The following is a 19,432-nucleotide window of genomic DNA, read 5'->3' as shown; positions in this document are numbered from 1 at the left end:
ATTCGTGGGAGAGTAGGTCGTCGCCTTTTTTAGAGAATCCTCAACATTTATTTGTTGAGGATTTTTTTTGTTTAAACCTTTTTGAACAAAGTTTGAACCATATAAAAAAATAATGTATAAGAGTACAGACTTAAGCTGGTATGCCTTGCGCGAGTGATAGCAGCGGCATCCTTTTTTTTGTTGCACTTATGCAAAAAAAAGATATAGTGGATAGCATGGTTTTTATTTTTATAAAAACGCGCCATTAATAATTACATGAAGTTTTATGGGTATTTAAATTCTGGTTATTATTTAATTACACTTTAGTTTTTGTTTATATTTACTTATAAAATCTTTATAGTTGAAAATAATTAAGCAAAAAACATTATACTTTTCAGAAGGTAAATCGGATAAAGTTTATGAAGTGGACCTTTGTGAATCGGGTTCAGATTTATTTATAGTCAATTTTAGATACGGTAGAAGAGGCGCTAGTTTGAGAGAAGGTACTAAAACGATATTCCCAATAGCTTATGATGAAGCACTTTTAATATTTAATAGTTTGGTTTCTTCTAAAGAGAAGAAAGGTTATAGTGAGGAATTATCTTTGATTGCTAACGAAACTCCTGAGATTAATATTGAATTAAATTTAGGAAGAGAGGATACCATAATAAAATATTTAAAGGATGCTGTTATAGGAGTATATGTTAGAGATTGGAAGGTTTCTAGAATTATAATTAGAGCTTCTTTTTTTAATATAGTTAAAGCTATACCATATATAAACCACTTTATTGATTCTAAAGATACTTTTGAACAATATGCTTCTATTTACTCATTATCCAAATTCAACGATGTTTCTAGCGTAAATAAGATTTTTGATGTATTTGAATCTAAAGGTTTTATTGATAAAGTTGGTCGTGTTAGTGCTTCTTATATTTTAAAACTGGGTGATGAGAGTTCTAAATCTAAAGTTAGAGATCAAGCTTTAGTTAATTTGCCAGAAGAACTTAAAGTTCATATTGGAAACACCGATGCTTTTTTTAATGCATTAGCAGTTTACTTTTTAAAAGATAAGGATATTGATGGATCGGTATTATATTACTGTTATTTGTTTTCTATTAATGATATTTCATTTAAAAAAAAATTATATACTTTTATAGATAAAGCTCCTTTAAAGGTGAACTTTTTTAAATCTATAAGATATATTTATAGGGCTTCACATATTTTAAACGATGTTATTTTTTTTGCGTTAACATCTAAAAGAATAGCTATTAGTAAACCAGGTTATACTTCTAATTATTTGTATGTAAATAATGAATGGACTAATGCAGATACAGAGAAACAAAAAACAAATCCTTCTATTGCGTTTTCTAAAAAGACAAAGCATTATTTTAATAAGACTACTTATCAGTTTATATACGATATAAGTAAAACTAATAAAACGTTATATGTTGAGTATGCTAAATCTCTTTTAGTGTCACTTGATGATGCATTAGATAATGCTAAAGAAGATGTTCAGTATCATTATAGTTACAATAATGAAACGAGGAAATATAATACAGAGAAACGCGTTTTTCCAAAATATCATGAGTTTTTAGCATTGATGTATATTGTTTACGGAAGTTCTACTCGATTACAACACCAGAGTAATAAATGGTTTTATTTAGAAAGTGATACAAATAATTTACCAAGAGAAGAAGCTCTTACTAAGCTATGGGATTCTAAACCGGATGAAGTTGTTTATATATTAGCAAATGCTAATAGTGAAATAGCTGTTGAATTTGCTTTAAGAATTATTAAAGACAATAGTCATTTTTTAGAAAATATTGATGATGAGTTATTAGAGCAGTTAGTATCTCATTATCATCCAAGAGTATTAGATGTCATTTTAGATATTGTAGAACAAAAATTTCGATTAATTAAACCAGAAAGTTCTTTATTAATAGGATTAATTAAAGCCAATAATGACAGAGCAAATACTTTAGGGTTTAATTGGTTGAAAAAATATGAGTCTGATTTTTTTGTTGAAACTAGTTTTATAGAACGACTATTACTAATAGGTAAAGAAAATGTTGTAGATTATTTAAAGGAAGTATTTGATAAATCTATTAAATACAATGAACCTTTAAATATAGAAAACTTAAATAGTTTATTTAATTCGCCTTCAATATTTACATTAGAATATCTTATTGAAGTAAATAACTTAATAGGAAACACCAACTTTGGGAAATTACTAAGCTCTGTTTCTGAAGAAAAGATAAAAGTATTAGCAAACTCAAACATAGATATAAATAAATTATACGCTGCAAATTTAGCTAAGCAAAATGTTTTACCAACTTATCAATTGTTTAAAGATACTGTTGATGGTTATATAAATTCGGAAAGTCCACAATTACGACAAGTAGGAATCGAATTATTATCTCATTTCCCAGATGAATTTCTTTTAGAAAACCATTATAGAATAAGTTCTTTTTGTTTTTCAGAATATGATGAAGTTAGAGAGGCTATTCAACCGACAGTTGAAAAACTAATTAGGTTAGATGAAAAATTTAAAAACAATCTTTTTAAATCTTTAATTCGAGCGGTTGAAACTGCTGAAAGTTATGAAGGATTACATAAAAACTGTTACACTCTTTTAACAACTAATTACAAACAGTATTTAAGTAGTATACCTCAAGAGAATATATTTGGATTGCTATTATCTAATTACGATTATGCCCAGAAGTTGGGAGAGCCTTTATTTAATGAGCATGTTGATATAGAAACGCTATCTGTAAACTCCATTGTACAATTAGCAAATAGTGACATTTTTACAATTAGAACTATTGTAAAGGATTATTTTAAAAATCATGTACCTAAAATTAATTACGAATTAGAAGCTGCATTGCTAATTTTTAATTCCGATTGGGAAGACATAATTACTTGGGCTTGTACTTATTTTAAAGAACACATAAAATCGGAAAACTGGACAATTAACATGCTACTTTATGCATGCGATCATACAAAAATGGAAGTTCAGTATTTTGGTCGTAAAATGATAACACAACATTTTAGTGATAAAAAAGGTTTGCCTTTATTATTGAAACTCCAAGAACATCCTACAAAAGCAATGCAGTTTTTTGTAACTAATTATTTAGATAATTATGCAAAAGATAATGAAGAAGTCATCCTAAAATTAGAAACCTATTTTAAAACAACCTTGTTTAATATTAATGAAAACAGAGTTGCAAAAACAAGAATTTATACATTTTTGGAACAAGAGTCTATAAAAAGTAAATCTGTTGCAATTATGACAACTCGATTAATAGAAGCTGTTTTAGGTACTAATACAATAACAGATACCAGTAATAATATAGACATACTGTTAACTATTGCCGAAGCACATCCAGATATAGAAATTCCATTATTAATAAAACGGAATTAATTGTATGCAGTTTAATTATAAATATGGAGGATCGAGTAGTGTAAACAATGGTGTGTCTGCAACAGATGTCAGTTTTGCACCAGACACTTTAAGAGAGCCAACATTTTTTGTTGGAACTTTAGATAAAAAAATCCCATTTAGGGAAGCTATTTCTGCATTACATCATGTTGTTGTTGCCGATTTTAATTTTCAGCCAAAAGATAATACAGAATATTTGGCTTGGTTAAAAAGCCAAGAAGAGATTTGGTTAGCCGAGGCGAGTTCAGATTTATCAAAATTACAAACAGAAATTCATAATGTGCGTTCGCAATTAGAAGGACTTCGTAAAGAACGCGATGTTATTATGAAACCTTACTATAAAGCACAACGTAACTATTTTAATTATTTATACAAACGCGATATGGATGCTTGGATGGTTTTGGACCCAGTAATTACAGTACATCCAGACCAAGTGTTTTTTGAATGTTTTAGTAAAGATGAATCCGTCTACGGAAAGTTATCTTGCGGTTACGATGTCTTTAATAATATAAGTGACTTTAAATGCGGTACAACCAATATTGATTATTCGAAGAAATTATATGAAGAGTTTCAGAAAATAAGAACCTATAAGGAAACAGATTTTAAAATTGATCCTAAAGGTTTTGATGTAAAAACAACAGGAGAAGAAAATTACAGAGAAGTAAAAATAGATTTACCCGATAGTTGGGTTCGTGGTTTTCTTCAAGTAAGTACAGCAATGACCTCTAAAAAAGTTTCTTTTGAGTTAGAAGCTATTGATATTGCTAATTTTATTTCAGTATTAAAAAGAAACAAAGAACGAAAAGGACCACGTTCTATAAAATATATATTAAATCCTGGCGAACCTATAGTTGCTGTTTTCGAACCTTGGAATATAGAAGTTGTTTGTAAGCAATCAATATATAAAGGAGACTCGGCTCAAGAAATTAGAGTTTGGGGAAGACGACGTATTTTACTTTTAGAACGTTTATTACCAATAACAGACAGGTTTACAGTACATCTTTTAGGTAATGGAATGCCTTCGTTTTATACAGCACATTTAACTTCAGAAATGTATTTTACTTTAGGGCTTTCTGGATGGACAGCTAATGATTGGACGCAATCTAGCCAATTAGATTTATTATCTCCAAGAGGTCAAGTACCTGCAACAACAATGCAAAGCGTGTATTTAGAATTACGAAAACATTGGTTTGCAAGCGAAGCTGAAATTGCAAAAACTATGAACTTAGATGTATCGGTTGTAAATAAATCTTTAGAAACATTTACTCAAGCAGGTAAAGTTATTTTCGATTTAAAGAATAAAGTATACCGTATTCGCGAACTTAAAAGAGAAGGAATAGATATAGAATCTTTACGTTTTTCTAGTGAAACTGATAAAGAAGCTTATAAATTAATGGAACAAAATGCGGTGTCCGATTTAAAAGTTGAAAATAGAAACGATAAAATAACGCTAAAAAGTATTGTAAGTAATAAATACAAAGTTATTGCAACAATAGACAACGATTTAAAAATTGTAGATGGTAGTTGCACATGCAGTTACTATTATGAGAATAAAATGACAAAAGGACCTTGTGAGCATATATTAGCAACAAGAATCACTTTTGATAAAAAATAATATTATATTTAAACCCATGGTAGTGATAAGATAAAAACCTTGCAATTTGATTGGTGTATCGCCAATCTTGCTTAAAGACACCGAACGCATCACTGACTCGAACTTAACTTGTGAAATAGGTACCATAGTACTATTTCCGGTTAGACTTCTGCGAAGTGAAATAATACTATGGTACCTATTTCACTGGAGTTGTTCAATTCAGTCTTGAGAATAGTACGAAGGGAATACAACATACATCTTATCGCTACCTTTTTTTATTATATGAAAAATTCTACAGAAAGAAGACAGGAAATTTATGATAAAATAAAAGAGTCTTCTAAACAAGAATACATACTTTCTGAAATGAAACGTTTGGGTTTTTGGAATCAAGAAGAGCTTGATTTTAAAAGTTTAAACGCATTTTTTAAAGAAGAATCTCAACTGTCTAAAGAATTACAAAAGCTTTTAAAGGAAAAACGAATTATTGAAGATCCTGAAGCTTTTTTAGCTAAAAAGCATCAAGAACGTAAATTTGCTTCTAAACAATCTCAAAAGGAAACTAAAGAAAAACGAGAAAAAGAACGTTTAGAAAAAGCTGCACAATGGAAAGCCTCTAAAGAAAAAGAGATTCTTTACATAGGTTCTGGTTATTCTAATAACCTAAATAAAAACGAATCTGATGTTGCACGTTTAAAAACACAAAACTTACCAGTTTTAAATACTGCTCAAGATTTAGCATTAGCTATTGGGATTACGGTTGGAGAACTTCGGTTTCTGTCTTTTACTAGAAAGAACTCAAAGATTAGTCATTACAAACGATTTCAAATGCCTAAAAAGTCGGGTGGTTATCGTTTAATTTCGGCACCAATGCCAAAGCTTAAAAATGCGCAGCATTGGATTTTAGAGCATATTTTAAACAATGTAAAAGTACACGATAATGCACATGGTTGTGTTATAGGTAAATCTATAAAAACCAATGCAGTGCCACATATTGGTAAAGCGGTTGTTGTGAATCAAGATTTTCAAAACTTTTTCCCATCGGTAACTTATAATAGAATAAAAGGTGTGTTTATGTCTTTAGGCTACTCTAATCAAGTAGCTACTATTTTAGCATTAATATGTTCCGAACCTAAAATATTAGATGTCTCTTTATTGGGCGAAGATTATTATGCGCAACGTGGAGAGCGTTTTTTACCACAAGGTTCGCCTTGCAGTCCAGCAATTACAAATATTTTATGCCGAAAATTAGATTTCAGATTATCTGGTTTGGCGAAGAAATATAATTTCGATTATACAAGATATGTAGACGATATTACATTTTCTGGTGCTAAGGAATGCTTACCTAAAATTACAGCACTGCTTAAATATTCTGGTAAAATTGTTAGAGATGAAAATTTTAAGTTACATCCTGAAAAATCACGTGTAATGAAACGCAATGCCAAGCAAGAAGTTACTGGTGTTGTAGTTAATGAGAAAGCTAATATTAGTAAAACGTCTTTAAAGCGATTTAGAGCTTTATTACATCAAATAGAAAAAGAAGGAATAGAAGGTAAGTACTGGAATAAAGGCGGAAATGTTTTGGCTCAAATAGATGGTTATGCTAATTTTATTTTTCAGATTGATGAAGTAAAAGGAGCTATTTACAAAGAACGTGTTAATGCTATTCTTGTAAAATATAATTATAAGGAAGCGCATAAAAAACAATATGCACCCAATGCTAAAAAAGGAGGTTCTGGTTTATTTAGTGGTTTTATTAAAAAGGTATCTTCATTTTTTAAGAAGTAAAGATCTTAGTTTTAATATTGACCATAGTAAGTAGGAGCGCGAACGATAGAAACGGCATCCTTTTTTTATTATTCCCAAAAAAAATAAATATATAATAAAGCGTTTGCTTGAAAGCATTGACGCTTAAAGAAGTCTAGACTAAAAAAAGATATAGTGGATAGCGTGGTTTTTATTTTTCTTAAAAACGCGCCATAAAAACTATTCATTTTATTTATCTTGAGATTCTGTATTGAAATACTAAAAATGACTACAAATAAGGAATTAGATTTAGCTTGGGATTTTATTAATAACACAAATAGAAATGTGTTTTTAACAGGAAAAGCGGGAACTGGAAAAACTACTTTTTTACATAAGCTAAAGATGAACTCTTTAAAGCGAATGGTAGTGGTGGCACCAACTGGTGTTGCGGCTATTAATGCTAAAGGTGTGACTATACATTCGTTTTTTCAGATGCCTTTTGGGCCTATTTTACCTAACGAAGATTTAAAAGGTTCGGGAGGTTTTAATAGAAAATTTGGGAAGACGAAGATCAATATTATTAAATCTATGGATTTATTGGTTATTGATGAAATTAGTATGGTTCGAGCAGATTTGCTTGACGGTATCGATAAAACGTTAAGAAGATTTAGAGATAGAACTAAAGTTTTTGGAGGTGTACAGTTATTAATGATTGGTGATTTACAGCAATTATCGCCTGTTGTTAAGGATAATGAATGGCAATTATTAAAGCCTTTTTATGATAATGCTTTCTTTTTTAGTAGCATTGCTTATAAGGAGTCGCTTGCTATTACTGTTGAGTTAAAACATATTTACAGACAGGATAATCCTAAGTTTATAGATATTTTAAATGAAATAAGAACGAATACTTTATCGCAGGAATCTGCCGATGAATTAAATAAAAGTTATGACCCTAATTTTCAAGCTACAGAAGAGGAAGGTTATATTTCGTTAACGACCCACAATTTTAAGGCAGAACAAACTAATAAGTCCGAATTAGAGAAACTAAAAGGAAAATCTGTTAATTATAAAGCTTCGGTAGAAGGCAAGTTTCCAGAATTTTCATATCCAACAAAAGAGGTTTTAAACCTAAAAGTTGGTTCTCAGGTTATGTTTATTAAAAACGATAGCTCTGTAGAGAAACGTTATTTTAATGGTAAAATTGGTAAAGTTATTTTACTAGATAAGGACGAAGTTGTTGTAAAATGTCCGGACGATGAGTTTAATATTATTACAAAACCAGAGGTTTGGGATAATATAAATTACGATGTAGATAAGGATACTAAGGCCATTACAGAAAACAAGATTGGCTCTTACACGCAGATGCCTTTACGTTTGGCTTGGTCTATTACAATTCATAAAAGTCAAGGTTTAACTTTCGATAAAGCGATTATAGATGCAGAAGGTGCTTTTGCTCATGGGCAAACGTATGTTGCGTTAAGTCGTTGTAAAAGTTTGGAAGGTTTAGTGTTAAAAAGTAAGATTAGTTCTAATCAGATAATTAGCGATATTAATGTTATTTCGTTTAATAAAAGAGCAGAAGAAAATCAACCAGACGATGCTGTTTTGGCAAAATCGAAGTCCGTTTTTCAATTAGATTTAATATCAGAGATTTTCAATTTTTATAAATTTTTATATCCTGTTAATCGCGTTTTAGATATCTATTATAAAAACAGAGGAAGTATAGAAGGTAATGTTGAAGCACCTTTAATTACAATTAAAGATTGTGCTGCTAGTTTACTTAAAGTAGCCAATGGTTTTAAAGCACAATTGAATGAGCTTTCTGAAATAACGCTAACACCAGAATCAAGTAAAGAAATACAAGCTCGTTTTATAAAAGCTTTAAATTATTATAAAAAAGAGGTAGAAGCAAAAATTCTTGAACCTTATAAAACATTTAGTTTTACAACAGATAATAAGACGGTAGAAAAAGATATTGCAAAAGCTTTAGATTTATTTGAAGAGTTGCTAGCAACAAAACAACTTTATTTTAAAGGCTTGGCAGATGGTTTTAAAGTGAAACATTTTTTAGAATTACGAGCAAAGTCTGTTTTCTTAGCAAAAGAAGCGCCAAAGAAACCTAGAAAAACCATTATCGATGGTACTACAAATGTTGAGTTATTCGAGTTACTTCGTGAGTTAAGAAATACAATTGCTAAGGAACATGATTTAGTGCATTTTCAAATTTTTACACAAAAATCGTTATATGAAATGTGTGAAACGCTGCCTACTAATTCTGCCGAATTACTAAATGTAAGTGGTTTCGGAAAAACCAGAGTAGAGAAATACGGTAAAGATATTTTAAAGGTAATACGAGAGTATTGCGATGAAAATGATATTGAAACAGCTAAGAAATCTGAAATTTTTGAAACAGTAAAGCCCAAACGAAAAGTAGGAGAAACTAAAAGAACGTCTTTAGATTTATTTAAATCTGGAAAAGCAATAGAACAAATAGCTATGGAGCGCGATTTAAATGTAGCTACTATTAGCGGACATTTATCAAGTTTTATAGACACTGGAGAGATTAAGATATTAGACTTAATTTCCGAAAGACATTATAAAGAATTAAAAGCGATTATCCCAAAGCATAAGTTCGAAAACCTCTCAGACTTAAAACACCAAATAGACAATAAGTACACTTTTGGAGAAATAAGATTAGTGTTAGAGGATTTAGCAAGGCAATAAAAAAAGCGTAACCAAATAAATGGTTACGCTTTTTTTATATAAATTGAAGATGTTATTATCCTTTAATAACGCCTCTTGAAATTACAATTTTCTGTATTTCAGAAGTCCCTTCATAAATTTGTGTAATCTTAGCATCACGCATTAAACGCTCTACGTGGTATTCTTTTACAAAACCATTCCCACCATGTATTTGTACAGCTTCTACAGTATGCGTCATAGCAACTTGAGAGGCATATAATTTTGCCATAGCACTAGACATATCGTAGTTGTTACCTTGGTCCTTATCCCAAGCAGCTTTCATTACTAGCATACGGGCAGCTTCAATTTCAGTATACATATCTGCTAATTTAAAAGCAATAGCCTGGTGGTTGCAAATTTCTGTTCCAAATGCTTTACGCTCTTTAGAGTATTTTAAGGCCAATTCATAAGCTCCAGCAGCAATACCTAAAGCTTGTGCAGCAATACCTATTCTTCCTCCAGATAAAGTTTTCATAGCAAATTTAAAACCAAAACCATCTTCACCAATTCTGTTTTCTTTTGGTACCTTAACATCGTTAAATTGTAACGTATGCGTATCACTACCACGTATTCCTAATTTATCTTCTTTAGGTCCAACATCAAAACCAGGAGTTCCTTTTTCAACTATAAAAGCATTAATACCTTTATGTCCTTTGTCTTTATCTGTTTGTGCAATTACTAAATAAACATCAGCTCTTCCTCCACTAGTAATCCAGTTTTTTGTTCCGTTAATTACATAGTGGTCTCCTTTATCTATAGCCGTTGTTTTTTGAGATGTAGCATCACTTCCTGCTTCTGGTTCACTTAAACAAAAAGCACCAACAAACTCACCAGTAGCAAGCTTAGTTAAGTATTTTTGTTTTTGCTCTTCGTTTGCATAAGCTTCTAATCCATAACAAACTAAAGAGTTGTTTACAGAAACAATTACAGAAGCCGAAGCATCTATTTTAGATAGCTCTTCCATTATTAAAACGTAAGAAATAGCGTCCATTCCGCTTCCTCCATATTTAGGATTTACCATAATACCCATAAAACCTAAATCACCCATTTTCTTAACTAATTCTTGTGGGAATTCCTGTTTATTATCACGTTCTATAACGCCTGGTAATAATTCGGTTTGTGCAAAATCGCGAGCTGCGTCGCGTATCATTAAATGCTCTTCGGTTAAGCTAAAATCCATCTTTTTATAATATTAATTTGATAAAATAAGAGTGCAAATATAGCTCTTTATTAGTTTTCTTTCAATAGATATTTCTATTTTTACAGAATATGATAAAAACGGAATATAATGTTATTGGAGTTATGTCTGGGACCTCTTTAGATGGAATAGATTTAGCATTCATTAATTTCTCTTTTAAAGAGCAATGGTCTTTTAAAATTATTAAAGCCGATACTATCGCTTACGCGGAAGAATGGCTTGGTAAATTGAAAACTTTAATAAAGTATTCAAAAGAAGAATTAGCCGAATTAGATCTGGATTATACATTATATTTATCTGAAGTTATTCAAAAATTTATAACAGAAAATAATATTTCGTCAATATATGCTATCTGTTCTCATGGACACACAGCATTACATAAACCCGAATACGGATTAACTTACCAAATAGGAAACCTTTCCGTTTTAGCAAAAAAACTAAACCAAACAATAGTTTGCGATTTTAGAGTTCAAGATGTCCAATTAGGAGGTCAAGGTGCGCCTTTAGTTCCAATTGGAGATCAATTGTTGTTTTCAGATTATAATTATTGTATAAATCTTGGTGGTTTTGCTAATGTTTCAACAGAAATTAAAGGAAAAAGAATCGCTTTCGATATCTGCCCGGTAAATATCGTCCTTAATAAGTATGTCTCAATATTAGGTTTTGCATATGATGATAAAGGAGCTTTAGCAAAAGAAGGAGTACTAAATACAGATTTATTAAAGGAGTTAAATAACCTTCCGTTTTATAAGGAAACCTATCCAAAATCATTAGGATTAGAATGGGTTAATGAAATTGTATTTCCAATAATTGATAGTTATAATCTTTCAGTAAAAGATATTTTAAGAACTGTTGTAGAGCACGTTGCTATTCAGATTTCTAATGTTTTAAATGTTCAACAAAATGCATCAATATTAGTAACTGGTGGAGGTGTTTTTAATTCGTTTTTAATGTCTAGAATAGAGGACTTATGTAATAATACAATTCAAATACCTTCAAAAGAAATTATAGAATTTAAAGAAGCTTTAATTTTTGGCTTTTTAGGAGTTTTAAAACTTCGAGCAGAAAACAACTGTCTGTCTAGTGTTACAGGTGCAAAAAAGGATCATTCTTCAGGTGTAATATTTCAATCGTAAAAAAAAATATTTTTTTACTTTATGCACCTTTAGTTTTTTATATTTGTTAAACCAATAAATCATTATTTAAATGAATCAACTTTAGCTACGTTTCAATTATATTTTCAGAAAAAAAATAAAATAAATTGATAACGTTACAATAGACTAAAATGAAAGAATTACTTAAAATATACGAAAATAAAGAACCAGAAATTGTTTTTAACTGGAAAGACGCAGAAACAGAAGCCGAAGGTTGGACAGTAATAAATTCTCTTAGAGGAGGTGCTGCAGGTGGGGGAACAAGAATGCGTAAAGGTTTAGATATGAACGAAGTTCTATCTCTAGCAAAAACAATGGAGGTTAAATTTACCGTTTCAGGACCAGCGATTGGTGGTGCAAAATCGGGTATTAATTTCGATCCTAAAGATCCAAGAAAAAAAGGCGTTTTAGAACGTTGGTATAAAGCAGTCTCTCCATTACTTAAAAGTTATTATGGAACTGGAGGAGATTTAAATGTCGATGAAATCCATGAGGTAATCCCAATTACAGAGCAATCTGGAGTTTGGCATCCACAAGAAGGTGTATTTAACGGACACTTTAAACCAACTGAAGCAGATAAAATTAATCGCATTGGCCAATTACGTCAAGGTGTTATTAAAGTTATCGAAAACCCAGGATTCTCACCAGATGTGGCAAGAAAATATACTGTAGCAGATATGATTACAGGTTATGGCGTTGCCGAAGCTGTAAAACATTATTACGAAATTTACGGAGGAAGTGTTGTTGGAAAACGCGCTGTAGTTCAAGGTTTTGGAAATGTAGGATCTGCAGCAGCTTATTATTTAGCACAAATGGGAGCTAAAGTGGTTGGTATTATAGATATTTCTGGAGGTGTTATTAAAGAAGAAGGTTTTTCTTTCGATGAAATAACAAACTTCTTTTTAACTAAAAACGGAAATACATTAGCGACAGAAAACATGATTCCGTTTGCAGAAATGAACGAACGTATTTGGTCTCTTGAAACTGAGATTTTTGCACCATGTGCAGCATCTCGTTTAATAACTCAAGATCAAATTAGTCAGATGATTAATACTGGACTAGAAGTTATTTCATGTGGAGCAAATGTACCTTTCGCAGATAAAGAAATTTTCTTTGGAAGCATTATGGAATCTACAGACGAGAAAGTAAGTCTTATTCCAGATTTTATTTCAAACTGTGGTATGGCAAGAGTATTCGCATACTTTATGGAACGTAAAGTACAAATGACGGATGAAGCCATCTTCAACGATACGTCTAGCATTATTAAAAAAGCTATTCAAAATACATACGATAAAAACCCTAGCAAAACCGAAATTAGCAAAACAGCTTTCGAAATTGCACTAACTCAACTTGTTTAATCCCTTTATATAAACTATGGAAACAGCAATTATTCTAGTATTTGTAATTGGTTATTTAGCCATTACATTAGAACACAGTATTAAAATAGATAAATTAATTCCTGCTTTGGTCATGATGGCTATAAGTTGGGCATTAATTTCATTAGGTATAGATTCGTTTCCAAATTGGTTCGATTCTGCAAATCATGCATTAGTAGAAAATTTTCCAGCTTTAGGTCATGAAGCCAAAATGCATTTAATGGAAGAAACATTATTGCATCATTTAGGTAAAACTGCCGAAATTTTAGTGTTCTTATTAGGAGCAATGACAATTGTTGAGATTATAGATTATTTCGACGGTTTTTCAACTATAAAAAACTTTATTAAAACAAAGAAGAAGTCTAAAATCCTTTGGATCTTCTGTGGTTTAGCATTCGTGCTTTCTGCAATTATAGATAACTTAACAGCCACTATTGTATTAATATCAATACTTCAAAAAATTGTAAAAGATAGAAGTGTACGTATTTGGTATGCAGGTTTAATAATTATTGCAGCAAATGCAGGTGGTGCTTTTTCTCCAATTGGAGATGTAACAACTACAATGCTTTGGATTGGTAAAAAAGTATCAACAGGTCACTTATTTGGTTACCTATTATTACCATCTTTAGTATGTATGTTAGTGCCTACATTTATAGCTTCATTTTTACCAGCGTTTAAAGGAAACTTAGATGTTGAAGAAAACACAGACGATAAACCAAAAAGTCGTTTTAGTGGTACAATGTTATATTTAGGTTTAGGAGCAATTGTTTTTGTACCTATCTTTAAAATGGTAACACATTTACCGCCTTATGTTGGGATGATGTTGTCTTTAGGAGTTGTAGCTATTTTTGCTGAAATCTATAGTTCTTCAAAATTCAGTTTAACGGAGTATGATGGAGTAGAAAGTGATGCTAATGCACACCACAGTCCAGTACACCACTCATTATCTAAAATCGAACTGCCAAGTATTTTGTTTTTCTTAGGTATTTTAATGGCTGTAGCAGCTTTAGAATCTTTAGGAACATTATTTAACTTCGCAGATTCTTTACAAACTTCTGTTCCAATGTTAGGAACTGAAATTCATCCAGGTGGTCACGCAGGTGTTTCAGATTTAGTAGTTATTCTTTTGGGTATTGGTTCTGCAGTAATAGACAATGTACCTTTAGTAGCAGCTAGTTTAGGTATGTTCCATGAGCCTATGGATAACGAACTTTGGCACTTTATTGCTTATGCAGCAGGAACAGGTGGAAGTATGTTAATTATCGGTTCGGCAGCAGGAGTGGTTGCAATGGGAATGGAAAAAATAGATTTTTTCTGGTATTTCAAAAAAATATCTTGGTTAGCATTAGTAGGGTTTTTAGCAGGAACATTAGTCTTCTTCTGGACTAGAACACTGTTTTAAATAAACTCATTAATACGAGATTAAAAAAAATAACGTTATACATTTATCTAAACAAACAATATGTTAAACACTTTATTACAAGACGCATCACAAGAAGCAGATTTATTAGTTGATGGTGAAACAACCGAAAAAACATTATCAATAATTGAGCTGATTACCACAGGAGGTACAGCTGGAATAATAATAATTGGTTTACTATTCGTTTTATTTGTTGCAGCACTTTATATTTATTTTGAAAGAATAATGGCTATAAAGGAAGCTTCAAAGGTAGATGCTAATTTTATGAATCAAATTAAAGACTACGTAAGTAGTGGTAAAATAGATTCTGCTCAAAATTTATGTTCACAAACTAATTCACCGGTATCTAGATTAATTAGTAAAGGAATTTCTAGAATAGGAAAACCGTTAGACGATATTAATACAGCTATAGAAAATGCAGGGCGTTTAGAGATTTATAGTCTTGAAAAAAACGTAAGTGTTTTAGCTACAATTTCTGGTGCAGCTCCAATGATTGGATTTTTAGGAACAGTTATTGGAATGATTCTTTCAATATTCGAAATAGCAAATTCAGGTGGTTCTATCGATATTAAAACATTAGCAGATGGTTTATATACTGCAATGACCACAACAGTTGGAGGTTTAATTGTTGGAATTGTTGCTTACATAGCATATAACCATGTCGTTGTTAAAACAGACAAAGTGGTATATCAAATGGAAGCAAATTCATTAGAATTCTTAGACCTTTTAAATGAACCAATCTAATAACTAATTTATGAATTTACGCGGAAGAAATAAAGTAACACCAGAATTCAATATGTCTTCAATGACGGATATTGTGTTCCTACTACTTATCTTTTTTATGATTGCTTCTACACTAGTTTCAGCCGAAGCCATAGATTTGTTATTACCAAGTTCAACAAGTAAAACAACACAAACAAAAAGTGTATCTGTAAGTGTAGATAAAAATAATAGTTATTACATAGACTTAAAAAAAGTTTCTAAAGAAACGTTAGAATCTGAGTTGTTAGCAAAAATTGGAGGAGCAGAATCTCCTACAATTACAATTCGTTCAGATCAAGATGTAGAAATGAAACATGTAGTCTATATAATGGACATTGCGAATAGAAATAAGATAAAATCAACATTAGCAGTAAAATCTCAATAATTTGAAATACCTACAAACAAAACACGAGCAGAATTCAGCTAAAATCACAACTTTAATCGTTGTAATTGTTGTGTTATTATGTTTTGTAGTAGGCCAAGATTATCAAGATTTACCTGAAGAATATGGAGTTGCAATTAACTTTGGAGATGTAAGTACTATTAATGATAATACACAACCAACTACATCTGCTAAAGTTCAAGATTCAGAATTAGAAGAGTCCGAGGAGGTTGTAGAAGATGAAGTTGTTGAAGATGAAGTTGCTGAAGAAGTTTTAGAAGAGGAAAGTCTTGAAGATGAAATGGAAGCAGCAGCATTAGAAGCTAAACAGGAAGAGGAAGCAGCCGAAAAACAACTTCAAGAAGAATTAGCAGAGAAAGAAGAGGCAGAAAAAGCTGAAGCTGAAGAAGCTGCCAAAGCCGCTGAAACTGAAAAAGCTGAAAAGGCAGCCGAAGCAGAAAAATTATTAGCGCAACAAGAAGAAGAAGCTTTAAGGGTAAAAAACGAGAAAGAGGCAAAAGAAGCAAAAGATAAATTAGCAAAAGAAACTAAAGCAAAGGCAGATAAAGCTGAAGCTGAAAAAAAGGCTGCAAAAGCAAAAGCAAAAGCAAAAGCAAAAGCAGTAGCTAAGGCAAGTGCGGAAAAAGCAGCTAAAGACAAAGCGATTGCTGCAGAAAAAGCAAAGGCTCAAAAAGCCGCGGCAGATAAAGCCGCAAAAGCAAAGTCAGCGGCCGAAGCGAAAGCAAAAGCAGCAAAAGCAGCTGCGGCAAAAGCAGCTAGTGATAAAGCCTCCGCAGCAGCAGCAGCAGCAAAAAAGAAAAGTGAAGGAAGTAAAAGTGTATCTTTTAAATCTGTTGAGAACTCTCCAATTTATCCAGGTTGCCAATCAGGTAATAATAGTGCAAGAATAAAATGTATGAATGATAAAATTAATCAATTCATTGCTAAGAATTTTAATACAATACTTATATCAGATTTAGGGTTATCAGGAAAACAACAAATTTTTATTCGTTTTACTATTAGTCAATCTGGAAATATTACCGGAATTAAAGTAAAAGGACCACATGATCAATTGGAAGAAGAAGCAAAACGAGTTATAAATTTATTACCCAATATTAAACCTGGAATCCAAAATGGTAGGCCAGTTCCAGTGTCTTATGATTTACCAATTAGTGTAAATGGTAATTAATATCTAAATGAAATATTTAAAAACAAAACACGAACAAAATTCAGCTAAGATAACAGCGTTAATAGTAGTTATCTTAATCTTGTTGTGCTTTGTAGTTGGGCAGGATTATCAAGATCCACCAGAGGAATATGGAGTTGCGGTAAATTTTGGTAATTCAGCTGTTGGAAGCGGTAACGTGCAACCCGATAAACCTGTAAAATCAGAAGATTTAAATATAAATAAACAACATCATGAAGCGCAATCGGAGCCGAATAAAGCTGAGGAGCAAACAGATCATACTAATGAAGCATCAGCTTCAGAAGAAATGAAAGAAGATGTTTTAACTCAAGATACAGAAGAAGCAATAGCTATAAAAAAAGCTGAAGCAGCAAAAAAGGCTAAGGCAGAAGCAGATGCTAAGGCTAAAGAAGCAGCTGCAAAAAAAGCTAAAGCTAAAGCAGATGCTGAAGCAAAAAAGAAAGCTGAAGAGGCTAAGAAAAAAGCAGAAATAGATGCTATGATGGGAGGAATGAATAATTCCGAAGGAGAATCAAGTGGTAGTGAGGGTAACGATGATACAGCAGGAGATAAAGGACAACTAGATGGTAATCCTTATGCGCCAAGTTACTTTGGTGGAGGTAAAGGTAATGGAGGAGTAGGGTCAGGTCTTAAAGGACGTGGTTCGGGAGATTTCACCAAAGTCTTACAAGATTGTAATGAAGAAGGGTTAGTTGTTGTTGAAATAGAAGTTGATAGAAGTGGTCGTGTAGTTAAAGTAAGACCAGCTAAAGGAACAGAAAATTCTGCACCTTGTCTTTATAAAGCAGCTAAAAAAATTGCAGAATCTGGTAAATGGCCGGCAGATTCAAAAGCACCTACAAGACAAATAGGTTTTGTGAGTATAGACTTTAAATTAGGACAATAAAAAATGACATATCAAGATACTATTAACTGGATGTTTTCTCAACTTCCAATGTATCAAAATCAAGGAAAAAGCGCTTATAAAGTAGATTTAAGCAATACTATTTTATTAGCAAAACATCTTAATAATCCAGAAAATCAATTCAAATCGATACATGTAGCGGGAACCAATGGTAAAGGTTCTACAAGTCACATGTTAGCTTCTATTCTTCAAGAAGTAGGATACAAAGTAGGTTTATATACCTCTCCACATTTAAAAGATTATAGAGAACGTATCAAGATTAATGGTAAAGAAATTAGTGAGGAGTATGTAATTCAGTTCATAAAGGAAAACAAATCCTTTTTCGAAAAGAATTCTTTATCGTTTTTCGAGATGACAGTTGGTTTAGCTTTCGAATATTTTGCTAATCAGAAAGTTGATATAGCTATAATTGAAGTAGGTTTAGGTGGTAGGTTAGATTCTACAAACATTATAACACCAGAAGTTTCTGTAATCACAAACATAGGATTAGATCATACACATTTCCTTGGTAACACTCTTAAATCCATTGCGAAGGAAAAAGGAGGAATTATTAAGCATAACATTCCTGTTGTTATTGGGGAGACGCAAGTTGAAACTAAGGATATTTTTACTGAAATAGCAGATAACATTGATGCTAAAATTATTTTTGCTGATAAAACCCAAACAATAAATTATAAAAGTGATTTAAAAGGGGACTATCAGGATAAAAATATTAAAGCTGTTGTTAGTACAATTAATGAAATACAATTAAAAGGCTTTAATATTTTACCTCAAGACATCGAAAAGGGGCTATTAAATGTCGTACATAATACAGGATTACTTGGTAGATGGCAAGTATTAAAACATAATCCAAAAGTTATTTGCGATACAGCTCATAATAGAGAAGGTTTAAAAATTGTAATGAATCAACTCCAAAATGAAGAATATAATAACTTACATATTGTCTTTGGAGTAGTAAATGATAAAGATTTAGATTCAATTATTGACCTTTTACCCAATAATGCAAAATATTATTTATCTAAACCAAATATTTCTAGAGGGCTAGACGTTAATATTCTTAAGCAGTACTTTAATGATAATAGTTTAGTTTCAGAATCGTATAATTCTGTAAATGAAGCATATAAAATGGCTTTAAAAAATGCAAATCCTGAAGATGTAATTTACATTGGAGGAAGTACTTTTGTTGTGGCAGAAATTATTTAAAAGTTTTTTTTAAAAATGCTTTGTAGTTCTAAAATCTCTTGTATATTTGCGCACCGAATATATCGGGCGACTAGCTCAGTTGGTTCAGAGCACTTGGTTTACACCCAAGGGGTCAGGGGTTCGAATCCCTTGTCGCCCACTTAAATTTAAAATTCCTGATGAAAACTTCATCAGGAATTTTTTTTTGTTTTTTTCTTTGGTAGTTTTAAAATCTCTTGTATATTTGCGCACCGAATAAATCGGGCGACTAGCTCAGTTGGTTCAGAGCACTTGGTTTACACCCAAGGGGTCAGGGGTTCGAATCCCTTGTCGCCCACTTAAATTTAAAA

Annotated in this window: 13 protein-coding genes and 2 tRNA genes; 14 read left to right on the top strand and 1 reads right to left on the bottom strand. The window is 31.5% G+C overall.

Annotation, left to right across the window (positions count from 1 at the left end; translation table 11 throughout):
* Positions 1 to 340 precede the first annotated feature (340 nt).
* The 4 genes from Q0935_RS13095 to Q0935_RS13080 all read left to right on the top strand — a co-directional run bounded on the left by Q0935_RS13095 (position 341) and on the right by Q0935_RS13080 (position 9,479).
* Positions 341 to 3,400 (top strand): hypothetical protein, encoded by a 3,060-nt coding sequence (locus Q0935_RS13095; protein ID WP_299386958.1) that lies wholly within the window; start codon positions 341 to 343, stop codon positions 3,398 to 3,400.
* Positions 3,401 to 3,404: 4 nt separating this feature from the next.
* Positions 3,405 to 5,033, top strand: a complete 1,629-nt coding sequence (locus Q0935_RS13090) for an SWIM zinc finger family protein (protein WP_299386956.1) — start codon at positions 3,405 to 3,407, stop codon at positions 5,031 to 5,033.
* Between the two features lie 261 nt (positions 5,034 to 5,294).
* Entirely contained in the window at positions 5,295 to 6,797 is a 1,503-nt protein-coding gene (locus tag Q0935_RS13085) for a reverse transcriptase family protein (protein ID WP_299386951.1), read from the top strand.
* A gap of 243 nt (positions 6,798 to 7,040) precedes the next feature.
* Positions 7,041 to 9,479 (top strand): helix-turn-helix domain-containing protein, encoded by a 2,439-nt coding sequence (locus Q0935_RS13080; RefSeq protein ID WP_299386947.1) that lies wholly within the window; start codon positions 7,041 to 7,043, stop codon positions 9,477 to 9,479.
* A gap of 55 nt (positions 9,480 to 9,534) precedes the next feature.
* Here Q0935_RS13080 and Q0935_RS13075 read toward each other — a convergent pair whose 3' ends face one another.
* Complete coding sequence (locus Q0935_RS13075) at positions 9,535 to 10,677, bottom strand: acyl-CoA dehydrogenase (protein ID WP_299386942.1); 1,143 nt, start codon at positions 10,675 to 10,677, stop codon at positions 9,535 to 9,537.
* An 89-nt stretch (positions 10,678 to 10,766) separates the two neighbouring features.
* On the opposite strand from Q0935_RS13075, the gene Q0935_RS13070 reads away from it, so the two are divergent.
* The 10 genes from Q0935_RS13070 (at position 10,767) to Q0935_RS13025 (ending at position 19,419) form a co-directional block, all read left to right on the top strand.
* Positions 10,767 to 11,831, top strand: a complete 1,065-nt coding sequence (locus tag Q0935_RS13070; protein ID WP_299253092.1) for an anhydro-N-acetylmuramic acid kinase — start codon at positions 10,767 to 10,769, stop codon at positions 11,829 to 11,831.
* A gap of 149 nt (positions 11,832 to 11,980) precedes the next feature.
* On the top strand, positions 11,981 to 13,207 hold the full coding sequence (locus Q0935_RS13065) for a Glu/Leu/Phe/Val dehydrogenase dimerization domain-containing protein (RefSeq protein WP_299253089.1): 1,227 nt from the start codon (positions 11,981 to 11,983) through the stop codon (positions 13,205 to 13,207).
* Between the two features lie 16 nt (positions 13,208 to 13,223).
* Positions 13,224 to 14,627, top strand: coding sequence for a sodium:proton antiporter NhaD (nhaD, locus tag Q0935_RS13060; protein WP_299386937.1), 1,404 nt, complete (start codon positions 13,224 to 13,226; stop codon positions 14,625 to 14,627).
* 60 nt (positions 14,628 to 14,687) lie between these two features.
* Positions 14,688 to 15,389 (top strand): MotA/TolQ/ExbB proton channel family protein, encoded by a 702-nt coding sequence (locus tag Q0935_RS13055; RefSeq protein WP_299253083.1) that lies wholly within the window; start codon positions 14,688 to 14,690, stop codon positions 15,387 to 15,389.
* Between the two features lie 10 nt (positions 15,390 to 15,399).
* Positions 15,400 to 15,792: a biopolymer transporter ExbD gene (locus Q0935_RS13050; protein WP_055435280.1), complete on the top strand. Its 393-nt coding sequence runs from the start codon at positions 15,400 to 15,402 to the stop codon at positions 15,790 to 15,792.
* Between the two features lies 1 nt (position 15,793).
* Positions 15,794 to 16,978, top strand: coding sequence for an energy transducer TonB (locus tag Q0935_RS13045; protein ID WP_299386932.1), 1,185 nt, complete (start codon positions 15,794 to 15,796; stop codon positions 16,976 to 16,978).
* A gap of 7 nt (positions 16,979 to 16,985) precedes the next feature.
* Positions 16,986 to 17,882 (top strand): energy transducer TonB, encoded by an 897-nt coding sequence (locus Q0935_RS13040; protein WP_299386929.1) that lies wholly within the window; start codon positions 16,986 to 16,988, stop codon positions 17,880 to 17,882.
* 3 nt (positions 17,883 to 17,885) lie between these two features.
* Positions 17,886 to 19,103, top strand: coding sequence for a folylpolyglutamate synthase/dihydrofolate synthase family protein (locus tag Q0935_RS13035; protein WP_299386925.1), 1,218 nt, complete (start codon positions 17,886 to 17,888; stop codon positions 19,101 to 19,103).
* A 64-nt stretch (positions 19,104 to 19,167) separates the two neighbouring features.
* Positions 19,168 to 19,242, top strand: a tRNA-Val gene (locus tag Q0935_RS13030).
* A gap of 102 nt (positions 19,243 to 19,344) precedes the next feature.
* A tRNA-Val gene (locus tag Q0935_RS13025) sits at positions 19,345 to 19,419 on the top strand.
* Positions 19,420 to 19,432: the final 13 nt, after the last annotated feature.

It is taken from the genome of uncultured Lacinutrix sp. (genome assembly GCF_947500605.1).
Classification (GTDB): domain Bacteria; phylum Bacteroidota; class Bacteroidia; order Flavobacteriales; family Flavobacteriaceae; genus Lacinutrix.
This window is presented reverse-complemented; position numbering and strand designations above follow the sequence as displayed.

What these genes read in the sequence shown, in the direction of transcription:
- Q0935_RS13090 (WP_299386956.1), top strand. Translation starts at nt 3,405, where the DNA reads ATGCAGTTTAATTATAAATATGGAGGATCGAGTAGTGTAAACAATGGT.
- Q0935_RS13085 (WP_299386951.1), top strand. Translation starts at nt 5,295, where the DNA reads ATGAAAAATTCTACAGAAAGAAGACAGGAAATTTATGATAAAATAAAA.
- Q0935_RS13080 (WP_299386947.1), top strand. Translation starts at nt 7,041, where the DNA reads ATGACTACAAATAAGGAATTAGATTTAGCTTGGGATTTTATTAATAAC.
- Q0935_RS13075 (WP_299386942.1), bottom strand. Translation starts at nt 10,677, where the DNA reads ATGGATTTTAGCTTAACCGAAGAGCATTTAATGATACGCGACGCAGCT.
- Q0935_RS13070 (WP_299253092.1), top strand. Translation starts at nt 10,767, where the DNA reads ATGATAAAAACGGAATATAATGTTATTGGAGTTATGTCTGGGACCTCT.
- Q0935_RS13065 (WP_299253089.1), top strand. Translation starts at nt 11,981, where the DNA reads ATGAAAGAATTACTTAAAATATACGAAAATAAAGAACCAGAAATTGTT.
- nhaD (WP_299386937.1), top strand. Translation starts at nt 13,224, where the DNA reads ATGGAAACAGCAATTATTCTAGTATTTGTAATTGGTTATTTAGCCATT.
- Q0935_RS13055 (WP_299253083.1), top strand. Translation starts at nt 14,688, where the DNA reads ATGTTAAACACTTTATTACAAGACGCATCACAAGAAGCAGATTTATTA.
- Q0935_RS13050 (WP_055435280.1), top strand. Translation starts at nt 15,400, where the DNA reads ATGAATTTACGCGGAAGAAATAAAGTAACACCAGAATTCAATATGTCT.
- Q0935_RS13040 (WP_299386929.1), top strand. Translation starts at nt 16,986, where the DNA reads ATGAAATATTTAAAAACAAAACACGAACAAAATTCAGCTAAGATAACA.
- Q0935_RS13035 (WP_299386925.1), top strand. Translation starts at nt 17,886, where the DNA reads ATGACATATCAAGATACTATTAACTGGATGTTTTCTCAACTTCCAATG.